We start from the raw sequence: 17,483 nt of genomic DNA, 5'->3' as shown, positions 1-17,483 counted from the left end.
CCCTTTCTCTTTTTCGAGATGCTCCGAGGGTCAGCCCCTTGTCACAAGACGCGCGCCACAGTAAGGGCACCGCCATGAGCAACCAGACACCCCAACGCCCCCGCAGAAACTTCTATGGCCGCTTCAAGGGCAAAACCCTGAAGCAAAGCCAGAAGACGTATCTGAACGAAGACCTCGATGCCCTGTCGCCCGGTGCTGTCGATTGGGAAACGAACCCCGAACGCCACCCGCTCGACCTCGATGCGCTGTTTGGCGGCAAGGATGTCTGGCTTGAGGTCGGCTTTGGCGGTGGCGAACATCTGGTGCATCAGTCCGCGAACAACCCCGATATCGGAATCATCGGGGCCGAGCCTTACATCAACGGCGTCGCCATGTTGCTCGGCAAGATCCGTCAGGCTGGGGTCGAAAACCTCGCGGTGCATCCCGGTGACGCGCGCGACCTGTTCGATGTGCTGCCAGAAGCCAGCATTTCACGCGCCTTCCTGCTCTACCCAGATCCGTGGCCCAAAACGCGCCACCACCGCCGCCGCTTCGTGACGCCCGAACATCTGGAGCCTCTGGCGCGTGTCCTGAAGCCCGGCTCGATCTTCCGCGTGGCCACCGACATTCCTGACTACGTGCGCCAGACGCTTGAGGAAGTACCCCGCGCCGGTTTCGAGTGGTTGGCTGAACGCCCTGTCGATTGGCGCGAGCCTTGGGACGACTGGATCTCGACCCGCTATGAGCAAAAGGCCCTGCGGGAAGGGCGGACACCGCACTATCTGACCTTCCGCCGGACAGACGCCTGATCGGTTTCAAATTTTTGTAATCCTGCACGCTATGCTAGGCTGTGCGCGTTACGCGTTTTCAGCATAGCTTATTTCAAGGATTACCATGTCTGATATTCGGATTACCAACTGCCACACGCATCTGTTTCACTCGCGCCACGTGCCCGAGGACTATCCCTATCCGGCGCTCAAACCGTTCAAGAAGATGCCATGGTTGATCAAGGCTCTGGCTTTCGGTGCCAGACTGATCGGCCAGCCTGGCGTCGCTGAAAAATTGGATCGGCTCTATCGTTTTCAGCAGGAAACGGATGAGGGCAGCCAGCGCGAGATTCTGGATAACCTGCAGCGACATTACCCCAGCAATACCCGTTTTGTCGTCTTGCCGATGGATCTGTCAGCCTTTGGCTTCGGCGCGCCTGAGGTGCCCCTGCGCGACCAGCACGACGAACTGGCGCAGCTCTCCACTGACCCAGAGGTTGGCCCTTCGGTGGTTCCCTTCGCAACCATCGACCCGCGGGCTGATCCCAATGCCACTGAACTGTGGCGTGCCATTGATGATCTGAAGTTTCGTGGGGTCAAACTCTATCCCCGTTTAGGGTTTGCACCGAATGACCCGGTTCTGATGCAGCATGTCTATCCGGGATTGCAGGACAAAAACCTGCCGGTGATGTCGCATTGTTCGCGTGGCGGGGTTCAGGGGCGGTATCTTTCCGACTATTGGGCCGACCGTTATACAGAGCCTGAGGCGTTTATCCCGGTGATGCGCGCCTTTCCCAACCTTCGGATCTGTCTGGCACATTTTGGTGGGCAGCGAGACTGGCATGCCTACGTCAATCCCGATCACAGCGACCCTTTGGACGATGCATTCAACCGGAATTGGCTGAGATCCATTCGCGACTTGATCGGCAGCGGAGACTTCGAAGGCCTGTGGACGGATATCTCCTACACCCTTTTCCAGTTCGAAGACTATGCGCCGTTCCTGCGTTTGTTCCTGATGGGCGAGGATGAGGAAAGCGAACGCCTGCGGTCGCGCGTTTTGTTCGGGTCGGATTACTACATGACCCGGCAAGAGGCGCTGTCAGAAAAGGCGGTCTGTATCCGGTTGCGCAACGTTCTGGGCGAAGAGATCTTTCGCCAAATCGCCGAGGAAAACCCGGCAAAATGGCTGGGAGAGACCTGAGAGACACCCATACCCTTATTGCCGCTGGACCAACTGGTCCCAATTCGCTAATCGGCATGGACTGATAGCGAAAACAGGAGCCCCCATGTCCGGACACGGCACGCCCATCCCGATGACCTCGCATCCCTGCGGCCCGTTGAACGGAACGGCTGAGGTGCCCGGCGACAAGTCGATCTCGCACCGGTCGCTGATCCTTGGTGCGATGGCGGTTGGGGAAACCAAGATCTCGGGCCTGCTTGAGGGCGAGGATGTCCTGGACACTGCCAAAGCCATGCGTGCCTTCGGGGCCGAGGTGACAGACCATGGCGGCGGTGAATGGACCGTGCATGGTGTCGGTGTCGGTGGCTTTGCCGAACCCGATCAGGTGATCGACTGTGGCAACTCGGGCACCGGCGTGCGGCTGATCATGGGCGCGATGGCAACCTCTCCGATCACGGCGACCTTCACGGGTGATGCTAGCTTGAACAAACGCCCGATGGCGCGGGTCACAGATCCGCTTGCGCTGTTCGGCGCGCAGGCGGTTGGCCGCTCGGGCGGGCGCCTACCGATGACCATCGTGGGCGCAGCGGACCCGACCCCGGTCCGCTATGAGGTTCCGGTTCCTTCGGCTCAGGTGAAATCGGCCGTTCTGCTGGCGGGCCTGAACGCCCCCGGCAAGACCGTTGTGGTCGAGAAAGAGGCCACCCGTGACCATTCGGAACGGATGCTGGCCGGTTTTGGGGCCGAGATCACCGTTGAAGATACAGATGAAGGTCGCGTGATCACGCTGACCGGTCGACCCGAGCTGAAACCTCAGGTCATTGCCGTGCCGCGTGACCCGTCGAGTGCCGCTTTCCCGGTTTGCGCGGCGCTGATCACCCCCGGTTCGGACGTGCTGGTGCCCGGCATCGGTCTGAACCCGACCCGTGCGGGCCTCTTTACCACTCTGCGTGAGATGGGGGCGGACCTGACCTATGAAAACGAACGCGAAGAGGGCGGTGAGCCCGTCGCCGATCTGCGCGCCAAATACTCGCCCAATATGAAGGGGATCGAGGTCCCGGCCGAGCGCGCCGCCTCGATGATCGACGAATATCCAGTTCTGTCCGTGGTGGCGGCCAATGCAACCGGCACTACGATGATGGGCGGCGTGAAAGAGTTGCGCGTCAAGGAAAGCGACCGGATCGACGCGATGGCGCGCGGGTTGCGGGCCAATGGCGTGACCGTGAATGAGGGCGATGATTGGTGGGCGGTCGAAGGGCTGGGCATCGGCAACGTTCCCGGCGGCGGCACTTGCCAGAGCTTTCTGGACCACCGGATCGCGATGTCCTTCATGGTGATGGGCATGGGCGCGAAAACGCCCGTCTCAGTCGATGATGGCGGCCCGATCGCGACCTCTTTCCCGATCTTCGAGCCGCTTATGGCCTCTTTGGGTGCCAAGGTCGAACGGACATGAGCTTTACCGTCGCCATTGATGGCCCTGCGGCGGCGGGCAAAGGGACGATCTCGAAAGGCGTCGCGGCGCATTTCGGGTTTGCCCATCTGGATACGGGGCTGTTGTATCGTGCCGTGGGACGTCGCGTGTTGGATGGGGTTGATCCCGTCGCGGCGGCCCAAACTCTGACCGCAGAGGAACTGGAGCAAGGCGATCTGCGCACGGCTGAGATCGCGCAGGCGGCGTCAAAAGTTGCTGTCATCCCTGAGGTGCGGGCGGCGCTGGTCGATTTCCAACGTGCCTTTGCCCGGCGCGCGGGCGGGGCAGTATTGGATGGGCGCGATATCGGGACGGTGATTTGCCCTGAGGCTGAGGTGAAGTTGTTCGTCACCGCCAGCGCTGAGGTTCGTGCCGAACGCCGGTTTTTGGAACTTAGTGCCAAAGGGGCTGATGTAACGCTTGATCAGGTCTTAGCCGATGTGCGCGAACGGGACGCGCGTGACGCAGAACGCAGCACCGCCCCCATGAAACCCGCCGAAGACGCCGTTCTGCTGGACACGTCCGAACTGAGCATCGACGACGCTCTGGCACAGGCTGTCGAAATCATCACACAGAAAAGACCCGCAGCGTAACTGCGGGCCGTAGTCTGAGCGGATCAGAGTTCGCCGACGGCGATGCTCTTGATATTTGCCCATTGGTCGTCGGCGGTTTTGGCAGTGCCGACCACGTCTTTCAGGAAGGCGGCGCGGGTTTCTGCGTTCAGGAACAGGAACAATTTGCCGTCCGCGATCAGGTACTGATCCGGGTCGCCGTCGAACTTCTTGCCAACCGAGACACCGAATGAGCAGAAGCCGCCGTGCTGGGGCAGGTAGGCCGCCGGGTTCGCCTCGAACGCCTCGCGGTTCTCGGCGGTGGTGAAGTAGTAGGACGCGCCATCATAGGTGGCCGAGTGGGTTGCAAAACCTTCGACCGGGTTGCCGCTGTTGACCAGCGCGACCAGATCCACACCATGCGCAGCAAGCGGCGCGCCAGCCGCCGAGATGCCTTTGGACACATTGATTTCATCCGCAGCAAAGGCTGGGGCCGACAGGGCAAGCGCAGCAACAAAAGCAGTGAAGACGAGCGATTTCATTTGGGTCATCCTTTCATTTTCAGATCCGGGCTGAGGTATCCCTCCGCCGATGTGACAAAGCTAGGGCAGGTGTTTTGTACGCGTAATCGCAGATAAGCCGTGAAATTGTGCAGATCGTTCAAACATCCGAATGAAACGCAAAAAACACTTCACACAGCTTTGTTTGGCCAGTGACCCGGTTGCTTTCTAAGGTAAGGGGGCAACTATGGGAGTGGCCTCATGATCCGACTAGCTGTGATTTTGTTCCTCATCACCGGCAGCGTGAGCGCGCAACAGGCCGAACCGCCCGTGCCTGAGGGCGAACCTCCGATGACATATGAGCGGTTGGGCAGGATTCTGTTTGCGCTTGATCCGGAGATGCAGCCCAGCGGGCCAGGGTTCCAGATTACCATTGCGGATGTGCCGGTTCTGGTGATCACCGATGTCGTGGCCGATCGAATGCGCGCTATGGTGCCCATCAGCAGCACGGCAGATCTGTCTGCGGAGGATCTCCAACGGATGATGCAGGCCAATTTCGACAGCACGCTGGACGCGCGTTACGCGATTGCCAACGGAACCCTTTGGGCCGTGTTCATCCACCCTCTGTCGCCGCTGAAAAAAGATCAGCTGATCTCGGGCCTGGCGCAGACGGTGAACATCGCCAACACCTATGGCACGCTGTATTCCGGTGGGACGGCTGAGTTCGGAGGGGGTGACAGCGGCGACCTGCAGCGCGCCCTGATCGATGAGCTTTTGAAAAAGGGTGAAGAGATCTGACGTCAGAGGGCGGTCGACTATCAGTTTGATCCTTGTCGGTATCAGCGCGATATCTGGCGTTATCAGGCTGCTCTGAAATCTGGGTTCATTGATATCAAACCATTGTTTTAAAATGGTAAATAGCCATATGATAAGGCCCTAGCCAGATGTCACAAAACTGTTATGCTCGCTTCACAAGCAATAAGGGGATGGCTGCTGGAAACCTCGAAAAACGGGGGTGGTCTAAAAATTCCCCAAGCCAACAGGGACAAGACAAGTTGAATAGTCGATTGAGTAAGATCACCATCGTGGGTGGTGGAACCGCGGGCTGGATGACTGCGCTGCTTCTGGACATGGTGTTTTCCCGCAGTTCTGCGCCCAAGGATCGGCCGCGCCTCTGCCTGATCGAAAGCCCCAATATCTCGACCGTCGGAGTGGGTGAGGCCACAGTGCCGCGTATGCCGCGCACGCTGCGGGAGGCGGGTATATCCGAGCGTGACTTTTTCCGCGAGACCAACGCGTCGTTCAAATTGGGTGTGAAATTCTGCAATTGGAACAAGGACGCAAATGGAAATCGCATCGATTATGTGAATCCGTTTGCCCACGGCCAGCCGCTTTACGGTTTGGATGCTGCTGAATATTTCTTGCGCTTTGGCAACGGAGACCGGGATTTCACGCAATCAATCTCACCGCATGATGATCTTGGCCGCCTGTGCAAAGGGGCACGGCCGTTGGGCGCACCCGAGTTTGAACAGCGCTTTGGCTACGCCTACCATCTGGATGCGGTAAAATTCGCAGGTATGCTGACCAAGGTTTGCACCAAGCGCGGCGTAGAGCATATTCAGGATGAGGTGCGTTCCGTCGAACTGGATGAGCAAGGCAATGTCAGCCATTTGATGCTGGAACGCAAAGGCCGTCATGATATCGAATTGGTCGTGGATTGTACCGGGTTCCGCGGGCTGATCATCAACCAGGCGCTTGGCGAGCCGTTTTTGGACTATTCAGATTATCTGCCCAACGATCGCGCTATGGCGCTGCAAATCGAACACCCTGACCCTGAAAAAATCGAAAGCCTGACACGGTCGACGGCGCTTGGTGCGGGATGGACGTGGCGCGTGCCGCTCTACAATCGGGTAGGTACGGGTTATGTGTACTCTTCTGCGCATCGTACTGATGATCAGGCGGCAGATGAATATCTTGAATGGCTGGGTGACAGCGGCAAGGGTCTGACACCGCGCGTAATCCCGATGCGCGTTGGCCGCGCGCGAAACGCCTGGGTCAAGAATTGCGTGGCTGTGGGTCTGTCCAGCGGTTTCATTGAACCACTCGAGAGCACCGCGATCCTTATGATCGACAACGCGGTGCGCTGGTTTGCCGAACATCTGCCCTCCCGAGATATCGAGCCCGCCTTGCGGAATCGTTATAATCGGCAAGTAAACAAGCTCTATGACGAGGTGCTGAACTTTATATGTCTGCACTATCGGCTGGGGAACCGCAGTGATGATCCATATTGGATAGACGTGCGGACACAGATGAAGGTACCCGACCGTTTGGCCGAGAATTTGGAGCTGTGGCAGTACCGTCTACCGATGAGTCACGATACCGAGTTTGCAACCCTTTTTGATGATCGCGTCTACCAAACAGTGCTTTTGGGCAAACAGGTCTATGACACTGGCTATGGATGCGGCATCCGAGATCGCATGCGGCCGTTGAAGAAACCGATCTGGTTTCAAGGCATGAGGCAGGCAAAGGCGGACTTGGTGCAGGTCATCAAGACGATGCCGGACCACAAAACACTGCTGCGCGATATCCGGGGTGAGCTCAAGAAACCCAACCTTGGGAAGGCGAACGCATTGAAGCCTACAGTTGAGGTGCCAAAAAGCGCACATAGTCCGGTAGCTACCCAGAACATGCCGAACCTGGCCGAAATCCAAAGCGGTGCGAAGGACCTGCAATTGTTCTAGGGCGCTTAGGCATGGGCAGAGTAATCTTCGACACCCGCTGCGGTGCCGAGATTTAGGCTTTGCCCTTGCGTATCTGGCTGAAACAGCCTATACGCTCGCTGTCTGAACAAGGGCGGTTAACGTCCGGATGACGTATCTGAGCAGGGCCGGGTTACCTCGGCCCTTTGTGTTTGTGTAGTCAGATGCGCACCGGGTCACGCCCTAAGACATCATGAAACAAGACCGGCGGAAACAACCGCTCGGCCAGCAAAAACGTATGTAAAGGAAAACAACGCCACATGGCTAACGCATCCATGGAGGAATTCGAAGCCCTCCTGAATGAAAGCTTCGAAATGGACACACCCGAAGAGGGTTCTGTTGTCAAAGGTAAGGTTCTGGCGATCGAAGCCGGCCAAGCCATCATCGACGTAGGCTATAAAATGGAAGGCCGCGTTGATCTGAAAGAATTCGCAAATCCCGGCGAAGCCCCTGAAATCGCTGTTGGTGACGAGGTCGAAGTTTACCTGCGCGCCGCAGAAAACGCCCGTGGCGAAGCTGTCATCTCGCGTGAGATGGCCCGCCGTGAAGAGGCGTGGGACCGTCTGGAAAAAGCATATGCCGACGACCAGCGCGTCGAAGGTGCAATTTTCGGTCGCGTCAAAGGTGGCTTCACCGTCGATCTGGGTGGCGCAGTTGCGTTCCTGCCCGGCTCGCAGGTTGACGTCCGCCCTGTGCGCGACGCTGGCCCGCTGATGGGTCTGAAGCAGCCGTTCCAGATTCTGAAAATGGACCGCCGCCGTGGCAACATCGTTGTGTCGCGCCGCGCAATCCTGGAAGAATCGCGTGCCGAACAGCGTGCCGAAGTTATCGGCAACCTGTCCGAAGGTCAGACCGTCGAGGGTGTTGTCAAGAACATCACCGAATACGGCGCGTTTGTTGACCTGGGCGGCGTTGACGGCCTGCTGCACGTCACCGACATGGCATGGCGCCGTGTGAACCACCCGTCCGAGATCCTGACGATCGGCGAAACCATCAAGGTTCAGGTCATCAAGATCAACAAAGAGACCCACCGCATCAGCCTGGGCATGAAGCAGCTGCAAGAAGATCCATGGGATCTGGTTGCTGCCAAGTACCCGCTGGGCTCGGTCCATCAGGGTCGCGTCACCAACATCACTGACTACGGCGCGTTCGTCGAGCTGGAAGCCGGTGTCGAAGGTCTGGTCCACGTGTCCGAGATGTCCTGGACCAAGAAAAACGTCCACCCCGGCAAGATCGTTTCGACCAGCCAGGAAGTCGACGTCATGGTTCTGGAAATCGACGGCGCCAAGCGTCGCGTGTCTCTGGGCCTGAAGCAGACTCAGCGCAACCCATGGGAAGTGTTTGCAGAAACACACCCCGAGGGCACCGAGGTCGAAGGCGAAGTCAAGAACATCACCGAATTCGGTCTGTTCATTGGCCTCGAAGGCGACATCGACGGCATGGTTCACCTCAGCGACCTGTCCTGGGACGAGCGTGGCGAGGATGCGATCCAGAACTACCGCAAAGGCGATATGGTTTCGGCCGTGGTCTCGGAAGTTGACGTTGAGAAAGAGCGTATCTCGCTGTCGATCAAAGCCCTGGGCGGTGACAAGTTCGCCGAAGCCGTAGGCGGCGTGAAGCGTGGCTCGGTCATCACCGTTGAAGTCACCGCGATCGAAGATGGCGGCATCGAGGTCGAATACGAAGGCATGAAGTCGTTCATCCGTCGTTCGGACCTGTCGCGTGATCGTGCTGAGCAGCGCCCTGAGCGCTTCAACACCGGCGACAAGGTCGACGTCCGCGTCACCAACGTCGACAGCAAGACCCGCCGTCTGGGCCTGTCGATCAAGGCACGCGAGATCGCCGAAGAGAAAGAGGCCGTGGAACAGTACGGTTCCTCCGACTCAGGCGCATCGCTGGGCGATATCCTGGGTGCAGCGCTGAAATCCGGCGACTAAACCCGGTCTCTGACCCGATACAAATTAACGGCCCCGTACATGTGTGCGGGGCCGTTTTTGTTGCGAATCAACAAGTTCCCAAATTGGGCGCTAAAATGTACATACTATGTGCATGAACGGGATTTTGGGTGTTCAAGCTAAAAATCATGCGAGTTTGCCCGAAATTGCAGCTACAACACACAGAGTTTACGTTCCCCCGAACCGGGTTTTTTTCTATACTGTCCAGAACACTAGAGATGGTAAACCGGTCGCCTGGGAGGGTAGCGCGCATGATCCGTTCTGAATTGATTCAAAAAATTGCTGATGAAAACCCGCATTTGTATCAACGCGATGTCGAGCGGATTGTGAATACAGTTTTCGAGGAAGTCACAGACGCGATGTCGCGGGGCGACCGGGTTGAGCTGCGCGGATTTGGCGCGTTCTCGGTGAAAAAGCGCGACGCCCGCGTGGGTCGCAATCCGCGCACCGGCGAAACTGTGCAGGTCGAAGAAAAATGTGTGCCGTTTTTCAAGACGGGTAAGTTGCTTAGAGACCGATTGAACGGTAAAGCCTGACCTTATGATGCGCTACATTCGATATGCTTTTCTGGGGGCGCTAGGGATCATCCTGATCTCAGTCTCCCTTGCCAATGTGGAATCCGTTGAACTCAAGCTGATGCCCGACCCTCTGGCCGAGCTGCTGGGGTTCAACCTGTCTACGTCGCTACCGCTGTTTCTGGTGGTGCTGGGCGGTGTTGTGGCCGGTCTGGTTATCGGGTTCCTGTGGGAATGGATGCGCGAGCATAAGCATCGCCGTGATGCGACCGTCAAAAAAGGTGAAGTGCGCAAGCTTGAGCGCGAGGTCAAAAAGCTCAAGAAAAAGCAGAATGAAGGCAAGGACGAGGTTCTCGCCATTCTGGATGAGGCAAGCTGAGCCAAAGCAATGCCTGATGTGTCTGTCAAAATCTGCGGTTTGACCGCCCCTGATCACGTGCGCGCTGCTGTTGATGCAGGCGCGCGGTATCTGGGGTTCAACTTCTTTGCCAAATCCCCTCGCTATGTCTCGCCCCAGCAAGCCGCCGAGTTGGCGACCCATGTACCGGCGGGCGTGGCCAAGGTAGCGTTGGTGGTGAATGCCTCGGATGAGGTGCTGGACGACATCACGCAGAATGCCCCGTTCGATATCCTGCAGCTGCATGGGGGCGAGTCGATTGAGCGCGTGCAGCAAATCAAGGACAGGTATGGCTTGCCGGTGATGAAGGTGATCGGGGTGGCCGATGAGGCTGACCTGGCTACCATTGATGCGTTCAGTGACGTGGCGGATCAGCTATTGATCGACGCCAAGCCGCCAAAGAATGCAGTTTTGCCCGGCGGCAATGGATTGGCTTTTGACTGGCGTCTGCTGGCGGGACGCAAATACTGGCGCAAGCCGTGGATGCTGGCGGGTGGCTTGACACCTGACAATGTGGCCGATGCGATCCGCATGACTGGCGCGCGTCAGGTTGATGTCGCATCCGGCGTTGAAAGCGCGCCGGGGGTAAAAAATGCCGCTCTGATAAAGGCATTTATTGACGCGACGCAGTGATCTGATCTCGTATACGCGCCGTATCTCTCGACGGAGGGGTACAAAAATGCTGGCGGCTATAGGCGGCGTTTCTCTGAAACACTGGTACAACGCGCCAGAATTTTTTTGGCGAGCAGGGCAGGCCTTGCGGCAAGCGCGGGGCGATCCGCTATGCTTACATGCGGCGACCTTCCGTCAAGACGGTCTCTATTTCTCTCTCAGCGTCTGGCACGATATCGAAGCGATGCTGACCTTCGCCCAATCAGGCCCACACCGTCGCCTGATGCAGGAGGCGAACCGCTTGGCGGATGTGAACCAGTTCCACCATTTCCCTTGCATAGGGATCCCAACGGCCGAGCAAGCTTTTGAGCTTTGGCGGCATCATACCCTGGCTGCCGAATGAGGCGTTTTGCCCATGGCAAAACCTGCCGCTACCTCCTATGAACAACGGATACGACGCGGGAGACTTCCATGGCCAACGATCTTTTCAATTCCTTCATGTCCGGCCCTGATGAACAGGGACGTTTTGGCATTTTCGGCGGGCGTTTTGTCAGCGAGACGCTGATGCCGCTGATCCTGTCTCTGGAAGAGGAATATGACAAAGCCAAGGATGATCCGACGTTTTGGGCCGAGATGGATGATCTGTGGGCAAACTATGTGGGCCGCCCGTCGCCTCTGTATTACGCAGAGCGCCTGACCGAGCATCTGGGCGGGGCGAAAATTTACCTCAAACGTGATGAGCTGAACCACACCGGCGCGCATAAGATCAACAATGTGTTGGGCCAGATCATCCTGGCGCGTCGCATGGGCAAGACCCGGATCATCGCGGAAACCGGGGCAGGGCAGCACGGCGTGGCCACAGCCACCGTCTGCGCCAAGTTTGGCCTGAAATGTATCGTCTATATGGGCGCCCATGACGTGCAGCGCCAGGCTCCGAACGTGTTCCGCATGCGCCTGCTGGGGGCCGAGGTGATTCCCGTGACCTCGGGCCGTGGGACGCTGAAGGACGCGATGAATGACGCGCTGCGCGACTGGGTGACCAATGTGCGCGACACGTTCTACTGCATCGGCACCGTGGCCGGTCCGCACCCGTACCCGGCTATGGTTCGCGATTTCCAGTCGATCATCGGCAAGGAAGCCAAAGAGCAGATGATGAAGGCCGAGGGCCGCCTGCCCGACACGATCATTGCTGCCATCGGTGGCGGCTCGAACGCGATGGGCCTGTTCTACCCGTTCCTCGACGACAAAGAGGTCAATATCATCGGCGTCGAAGCCGGCGGTAAAGGCGTGAACGAGAAGATGGAGCATTGCGCCTCATTGACCGGTGGTCGTCCGGGCGTGCTGCATGGCAACCGGACCTATTTGCTGCAAGACGATGACGGGCAGATTCTCGAAGGCTATTCGATCTCGGCCGGTCTGGATTATCCGGGCATCGGGCCTGAGCATTCATGGCTGAACGATATTGGCCGCGCGAACTATGTCGCCATCACCGACAAAGAGGCGCTTGAGGCGTTCCAGCTCTGCTGTGCCACCGAAGGCATCATCCCGGCGCTGGAGCCTAGCCACGCACTGGCCCATGTGATGAAGATTGCACCCGATCTGCCGAAGGATCACCTGATCTGCATGAATATGTGCGGACGCGGCGACAAGGACGTGCAGACCGTCGCCAAATACCTGAACTTCGACATGTCTGACACCGAAGGCCGCACGGCGGACTAACATTCGGTCAAGCGGATGGAACCGGCCCCCAAGAAAGGGCCGGTTTTTCTTTAGCTCTCTTGCAGGACGGTTTCGAACCCTTCGAACTGCGGCGGGCCCATCAAGGCGGATTGTGTCTTGCTGTTGCCTGCGTTTTTATGCGCGTCGCGGAACTGTTCCGACTTGGTCCAGGCTTCGAAATCTGCGCGGCTGTCCCAAATCACATGGCTGGAATACAGGCGATATCCGTCGCCTTCAGGCCCTTTGAGTAGGCGGAATTCCTGAAACCCTTTCAGCTCGTTCAGTCGCCTCTGGCGTTTCTTCCAAACATTTTCAAAATCGGCTTCACTGCCGGGCCGGACCTTGAAACGGTTCATTGCGATAAAGCTCATGGCTTTCCCCATTCTGTCGTGTTTCAGGCTGGCGAAACGAAATGTCGGCTGGCTGTTGGTATAGAGAGTATTCCCCGTCCGTCGTCAATTGGCACGCGTTGCGTGTTGGCGCAGGATGTCCAGCGGCACGATCTCAAGCGCGCGCTGATGCGTGGCTTCAAGATGGACCTTGGGCGCACAGCCTTCGTCATGCGCCTGAAGGAAGCGACCGGCACAGAGACACCAGCTATCCCCGGGGTTGAGGCCCGGAAAGTTGAACTCGGGCCGAGTGGTGCTGAGGTCGTTGCCAACGTATTTCGAATAGGCCAGAAATTCGGCCGTCATGACGGCGCAGACGGTGTGGCTGCCTTGATCCTCGATGCAGGTGTTGCAGGCCCCGTCCCGGAAGAACCCGGTCAACGGGTCTTTCGAGCAATCGGCCAGGACGCCGCCGAGAACATTGATGCTGTCTTCTTTCTGCATAAGGCTCACCTTACAGGCTTTGCGCGATACTGCGGAACATTTCGACATTCTGTTCGTTCACGCCGGGATCACGGAATTTGCGATCCGCACCGGTTGTCATGATCAGAACGCCACGAGGCTGGTCGAAGTACATATATTGCCCATAGACCCCGCGGGCCAGAAATTCTCCTTCATGCGCGCCAACGGGGATCCACCACTGATAGCCGTAGCCGATCTTTCCTGGCTCGGTCGGGGCGCTGGGCCAGGTTGATTCCTTGATCCATTCCGCGGGCACCAGTTGCTTGCCGTCATGCTCTCCGCCTTGCAGGATCACCTGGCCAAAGCGCGCAAAGTCGCGCGTGGTGAAATTCAGACCACCCAGCACAAAAGCCACATCTGCCCCGTCGGTGACATAGTATCCGTCGCGTTCCAGCCCCAAGGGCTGCACGATCTTCTCGGTCATCAGCTCCGTGACGCTGCGCCCAGTTGCCCCCCGGATCACCATGCCGATGACATGGGTGTCGATCGACACATATTGCCAGCTCTCTCCGGGTTCGATGAAGCTGTCCTCTAGCGCGATGGTGAAATCATCCAATTCACCGCCGAGGGCCAAAACGCGGCCCATTCGGTTGATGTCAGAGTTCGGGTCAAAATAGTCCTCGTCAAAGACCACCCCGCTGGCCATGTTCAGCACATTGCGGATCGAGGCGGTCTCATAGGCGCTGCCGGTCAGGTTGGGTGCGTATTTCACCACCGGATCATCAAGCGATGTGATCGCGCCTTCGTCCAGCAGAATCCCCAGAAGCGCCGAAAGATAGCTTTTGGCCACCGACCATGAGATGCGACGGTCGTCGGGACCTGTCCCCAGATAATATTCCTCGAACCGGATCTGGCCGTCCTGCATCACCAGAAGCGAGGTCACCGCGCGATCCTCGATCCAGTCATCGGTCCCTTCGGGCAGGTCAAAACCGGGGCCGTAAGGCAACTCCCACGTTGGGCCGTTGCCTCGAGGCAGATCGGCGGTTAGGAAAGCCTCATCCATGTGAGAGAAATTCTGGACGATCTTCTCTTCGGAAAACAGAGAGTTCACGGCCAATAGACGTTGAATTTCTTCGCGTTTCCAGACGCCGACAACCACTGCGGCCAGGACCAATGCCAGAGTGATCCGCAACACCCATTTGAACAGAGCTTTCATGAAATGCCTCCCTCTTGGTTGATATAGGAGCGCGAGACGCCGCATTCCGCAATCAAGACCTTACGGCACCAAGGGCGCAGGCTATTTGAACTTGTCCAACAGCTTTTGCATGGCCGAGCGGTTGTCGTCTTCGGGCACAGGCTTCGCCTCAGGTTTTGGGGTTGTTTTTTCGGGCTTTGGCGAGGTGGAAGAGCGGGGCGGTGCGGTACGCAAAGCAACGGCATTCATGAACTTTCCGCCGTCACCATCCGCAAGATGACCCGCGCCATCTGCCACGCCGCGCAGTACGTCTTCCAGCCAGTTCCCATCGGCTTTGGCAAAGTCACCCAGAACATAGGGCGAGACCATCTCTTTCCGTCCGGGATGCCCGATGCCCAAACGCACCCGATCATAGGCCGGGCTGATATGCTCATGAATGGATCGCAGCCCATTGTGCCCGGCATGACCACCGCCCGCCTTGACCCGTACTTTGCCGGGCGCAAGGTCCAGCTCGTCATGGAAAACGGTCACGTCAGTCGAGTCGAGCTTGTAAAACCGCATCGCCTCGCCCACGGATTGACCCGAGCGATTCATGAAAGTCTGCGGCTTGATCAGAAGCACCTTTTCGTGCCCAAGACGCCCTTCAGCAATCTCGGCCTGAAACTTGGATTTCCAAGGGCCGAAACCGTGATCTTCAGCAATCCGGTCCAGCGCCATGAAGCCGATATTGTGCCGGTTGCGGGCGTATTTCGATCCCGGGTTCCCCAATCCGACAAACAATTTCATGCCTTAATCCTCTTTCGCATGCCTTCAGCGCAGAGCGGTGATGGCATGAAATGGCATCCGTTTTCTAGCCCGGTGCCAAAAGAAAACGGGGCCCGATATTAGGCCCCGTTTCACAATCCGACAATTCGAATTCGGATTTATTCTTCAGCTTCTTCCTGGCCGACGACTTCTACTTCGTCTGCGGCCACTTCTTCGCCTTCCTCGTCGTCGCTGGTCGACAGACCGGTCGGTGCCGAAACGTTGGCGATCACGAAGTCGCGGTCGATGGTCGGCTTGGTGCCTGCGGGCAGGTCAACCGACGAGATGGTGACAACGTCGTTGATCTCCATGCCTGTCAGATCAACGGTGATCTTTTCAGGAATGTCGCCAGCGGTGCACATCAGTTCGACTTCCGGGCGAACAACGGTCAGAACGCCGCCCTTCTTGATGCCGGGGGCCGCTTCTTCGTTGACGAACTCAACCGGGATGAACAGCGCGATCTTGGTGGTCCGACGCAGGCGCATCAGGTCCAGGTGGGTCGGCAGGTCTTTGACGACGTCACGCTGCACGTCGCGGCAGATGACGCGTACGTCTTCGTGGCCTTCAACCTTCAGGTTCCACAGGGTCGACTTGAACCGGCCTGCTTTCAGGCGCTTGAACAGTTCGTTGAACGGGATCTTGATTGCCAGCGGATCTTTGTCGCCACCAAATACAACGCCCGGAACCATGCCTTCGCGGCGGGTCTGACGAGCGGCGCCCTTGCCTGTCCCCGTCCGTTCCAGAGCTACGAGATCAGGAATCTCTCCAGCCATGATATATTCTCCAATGTTAGGGCGGGCATCCTCCAAGGCTGTATGCCCGCGTGAAGCCGCGTCCTTAGCTTGTTTCTTGCGGTTTGGAAAGCAGTATTTTGCGAGGCTCGGCCTCGCGCTCCGAGGTATTTCCAAACAGAAGAAGATGCAAAACGCCCGTTGCTTCTTCTGTTCAAAAATACCTCGGGGGAGTCGCCCCTTCAGGGGCGGCGGGGGCAGCGCCCCCCTGGGACGGTTCAGCTTTGCCAGCGCCCGCCGAAATCTTCGGGTACAAGAAGGTTATGGCGACCCAGATCTGCGACGTTGCGCTCGCCGCACAGGGCCATCGTGGTATCAAGCTCCTTCTGGATGACGTCCAAGGCGGTCGTCACGCCGGATTGACCCATCGCGCCTAGCCCGTAGACGAAAGCGCGGCCGATATAGGTGCCTTTTGCCCCCAGTGCCAAAGCCTTTAGGACGTCCTGACCCGAGCGGATGCCGCTGTCCAGATGCACTTCGACATCGCCGTCGACAGCGTCCATGATCTCGGGCAGCATGCGGATTGAGCTTAGTGCACCGTCCAGTTGGCGGCCGCCGTGATTCGACACAATGATCGCGTCCGCGCCGAGTTTGGCGGCCATCTTGGCATCTTCCGCGTCGAGTATGCCTTTCAGAATCACTTTGCCGCCCCATTGCTCCATCAGCTTTTCGACCTTTGCCCAGTCGAGGCTGGGGTCGAATTGCTCAGCCGTCCACGCGCCCAGTGAAGAGGCGTCAGAGATACCTTCGACATGGCCAACGATGTTGCCAAACTCACGCCGCTTGGCTTGCAGCATTTCGATTCCCCACGACCATTTCGTCATCAGGTTGGCGATGGTTTTGGGTGTTAGTTTCGGCGGGGCAGAAAGGCCGTTCTTCAGGTCTTTGTGGCGTTGACCCAGAATCTGCAGATCCAGCGTAATCACGAGTGCAGAGCATTTGGCATCCTTGGCCCGCTGGATCAGGCGGCTGACATAGTCTTCGTCCTTCATGGTGTAGAGCTGGAACCAAAACGGCTTGCTGGTGTATTCAGCCACATCCTCGATCGAGTTGATGGACATGGTTGAAAGGGTGAAAGGCACACCGAACTCCTCGGCTGCCTTGGCGGCTTTCATTTCCCCGTCCGCGTGTTGCATGCCGGTCAGCCCGACCGGGGCAAGCGCAACGGGAAGCGACACGTCCTCTCCAATCATCTGCGACGCAGTCGACCGACCCGCCATATCCACAGCCACCCTTTGACGCAGGCGAATTTTCTCGAAGTCCGAGCTGTTTTCGCGAAAGGTCTGTTCGGTCCAGCTGCCGCTTTCGGCGTAGTCGTAGAACATGCGCGGCACGCGGCGTTCGTAGATCCGGCGCAGGTCTTCAATCGTCGTAATCACGGGCATGTTCGGGAACCTTCCTTGAATTGTCCCGAACTGTGTAACCGGCCAGAGGGCAGGTTCGCAACGCTATCGCGAGATCAAAAAAACGTGGCGGTCCCATGTCAGCCGCGCCTCA

The 17,483-nt window shown here is 58.0% G+C and carries 19 protein-coding genes; 12 read left to right on the top strand and 7 right to left on the bottom strand.

Annotated features, from left to right (window positions below):
* Window positions 1-74 precede the first annotated feature (74 nt).
* From trmB to cmk, 4 genes are all read left to right on the top strand, one after another.
* Entirely contained in the window at window positions 75-788 is a 714-nt protein-coding gene (trmB, locus tag ACP15L_RS09120) for a tRNA (guanine(46)-N(7))-methyltransferase TrmB (RefSeq protein WP_425083919.1), read from the top strand.
* Window positions 789-873: 85 nt separating this feature from the next.
* Entirely contained in the window at window positions 874-1,947 is a 1,074-nt protein-coding gene (locus ACP15L_RS09115; protein WP_425083918.1) for an amidohydrolase family protein, read from the top strand.
* 85 nt (window positions 1,948-2,032) lie between these two features.
* Window positions 2,033-3,379: a 3-phosphoshikimate 1-carboxyvinyltransferase gene (gene aroA / locus ACP15L_RS09110; RefSeq protein WP_425083917.1), complete on the top strand. Its 1,347-nt coding sequence runs from the start codon at window positions 2,033-2,035 to the stop codon at window positions 3,377-3,379.
* Window positions 3,376-3,990 carry a (d)CMP kinase gene (gene cmk, locus ACP15L_RS09105; RefSeq protein ID WP_425083916.1) on the top strand — a complete coding sequence of 205 codons (615 nt, stop codon included), beginning with the start codon at window positions 3,376-3,378 and terminating at the stop codon, window positions 3,988-3,990. Before aroA ends, cmk begins: the two co-directional genes overlap by 4 nt.
* A gap of 23 nt (window positions 3,991-4,013) precedes the next feature.
* On the opposite strand, the gene ACP15L_RS09100 is transcribed toward cmk, so the two are convergent.
* The gene (locus tag ACP15L_RS09100) at window positions 4,014-4,490 is read right to left on the bottom strand and encodes a YHS domain-containing (seleno)protein (RefSeq protein ID WP_170377702.1); all 477 of its coding nucleotides are present in this window, start codon (window positions 4,488-4,490) and stop codon (window positions 4,014-4,016) included.
* Window positions 4,491-4,709: 219 nt separating this feature from the next.
* Between ACP15L_RS09100 and ACP15L_RS09095 the strand changes: the two genes are divergently transcribed.
* The 8 genes from ACP15L_RS09095 to trpB all read left to right on the top strand — a co-directional run bounded on the left by ACP15L_RS09095 (window position 4,710) and on the right by trpB (window position 12,405).
* Window positions 4,710-5,246 (top strand): hypothetical protein, encoded by a 537-nt coding sequence (locus tag ACP15L_RS09095; RefSeq protein ID WP_425083915.1) that lies wholly within the window; start codon window positions 4,710-4,712, stop codon window positions 5,244-5,246.
* 269 nt (window positions 5,247-5,515) lie between these two features.
* Window positions 5,516-7,189 (top strand): tryptophan halogenase family protein, encoded by a 1,674-nt coding sequence (locus ACP15L_RS09090; protein ID WP_425083914.1) that lies wholly within the window; start codon window positions 5,516-5,518, stop codon window positions 7,187-7,189.
* A 278-nt stretch (window positions 7,190-7,467) separates the two neighbouring features.
* On the top strand, window positions 7,468-9,144 hold the full coding sequence (rpsA, locus tag ACP15L_RS09085; RefSeq protein ID WP_170377709.1) for a 30S ribosomal protein S1: 1,677 nt from the start codon (window positions 7,468-7,470) through the stop codon (window positions 9,142-9,144).
* Between the two features lie 269 nt (window positions 9,145-9,413).
* A complete protein-coding gene (gene ihfB, locus ACP15L_RS09080; RefSeq protein WP_008758048.1) occupies window positions 9,414-9,698 on the top strand; it encodes an integration host factor subunit beta in 285 nt (94 codons plus the stop codon).
* Between the two features lie 7 nt (window positions 9,699-9,705).
* Complete coding sequence (locus ACP15L_RS09075) at window positions 9,706-10,056, top strand: lipopolysaccharide assembly protein LapA domain-containing protein (protein ID WP_170489348.1); 351 nt, start codon at window positions 9,706-9,708, stop codon at window positions 10,054-10,056.
* Between the two features lie 9 nt (window positions 10,057-10,065).
* Window positions 10,066-10,707 carry a phosphoribosylanthranilate isomerase gene (locus ACP15L_RS09070; protein WP_425083913.1) on the top strand — a complete coding sequence of 214 codons (642 nt, stop codon included), beginning with the start codon at window positions 10,066-10,068 and terminating at the stop codon, window positions 10,705-10,707.
* A gap of 46 nt (window positions 10,708-10,753) precedes the next feature.
* On the top strand, window positions 10,754-11,089 hold the full coding sequence (locus ACP15L_RS09065; protein WP_425083912.1) for a hypothetical protein: 336 nt from the start codon (window positions 10,754-10,756) through the stop codon (window positions 11,087-11,089).
* A gap of 68 nt (window positions 11,090-11,157) precedes the next feature.
* Window positions 11,158-12,405, top strand: a complete 1,248-nt coding sequence (gene trpB / locus ACP15L_RS09060) for a tryptophan synthase subunit beta (protein ID WP_170377715.1) — start codon at window positions 11,158-11,160, stop codon at window positions 12,403-12,405.
* Window positions 12,406-12,455: 50 nt separating this feature from the next.
* Here the strand turns inward: trpB and ACP15L_RS09055 are convergent, their stop codons facing one another.
* The 6 genes from ACP15L_RS09055 to ACP15L_RS09030 all read right to left on the bottom strand — a co-directional run bounded on the left by ACP15L_RS09055 (window position 12,456) and on the right by ACP15L_RS09030 (window position 17,371).
* Entirely contained in the window at window positions 12,456-12,776 is a 321-nt protein-coding gene (locus ACP15L_RS09055; RefSeq protein ID WP_425083911.1) for an antibiotic biosynthesis monooxygenase family protein, read from the bottom strand.
* Between the two features lie 84 nt (window positions 12,777-12,860).
* Entirely contained in the window at window positions 12,861-13,238 is a 378-nt protein-coding gene (locus ACP15L_RS09050; protein WP_425083910.1) for a DUF2237 family protein, read from the bottom strand.
* A 10-nt stretch (window positions 13,239-13,248) separates the two neighbouring features.
* Window positions 13,249-14,412, bottom strand: coding sequence for a serine hydrolase domain-containing protein (locus ACP15L_RS09045; RefSeq protein WP_425083909.1), 1,164 nt, complete (start codon window positions 14,410-14,412; stop codon window positions 13,249-13,251).
* Window positions 14,413-14,493: 81 nt separating this feature from the next.
* On the bottom strand, window positions 14,494-15,177 hold the full coding sequence (gene pth / locus ACP15L_RS09040; protein WP_425083908.1) for an aminoacyl-tRNA hydrolase: 684 nt from the start codon (window positions 15,175-15,177) through the stop codon (window positions 14,494-14,496).
* Window positions 15,178-15,314: 137 nt separating this feature from the next.
* Complete coding sequence (locus ACP15L_RS09035) at window positions 15,315-15,968, bottom strand: 50S ribosomal protein L25/general stress protein Ctc (protein ID WP_170472082.1); 654 nt, start codon at window positions 15,966-15,968, stop codon at window positions 15,315-15,317.
* Between the two features lie 236 nt (window positions 15,969-16,204).
* Window positions 16,205-17,371, bottom strand: coding sequence for an alpha-hydroxy acid oxidase (locus tag ACP15L_RS09030; RefSeq protein WP_425083907.1), 1,167 nt, complete (start codon window positions 17,369-17,371; stop codon window positions 16,205-16,207).
* Window positions 17,372-17,483: the final 112 nt, after the last annotated feature.

This window comes from Ruegeria profundi, assembly GCF_049800715.1.
GTDB lineage: Bacteria > Pseudomonadota > Alphaproteobacteria > Rhodobacterales > Rhodobacteraceae > Ruegeria > Ruegeria profundi_A.
This window is presented reverse-complemented; position numbering and strand designations above follow the sequence as displayed.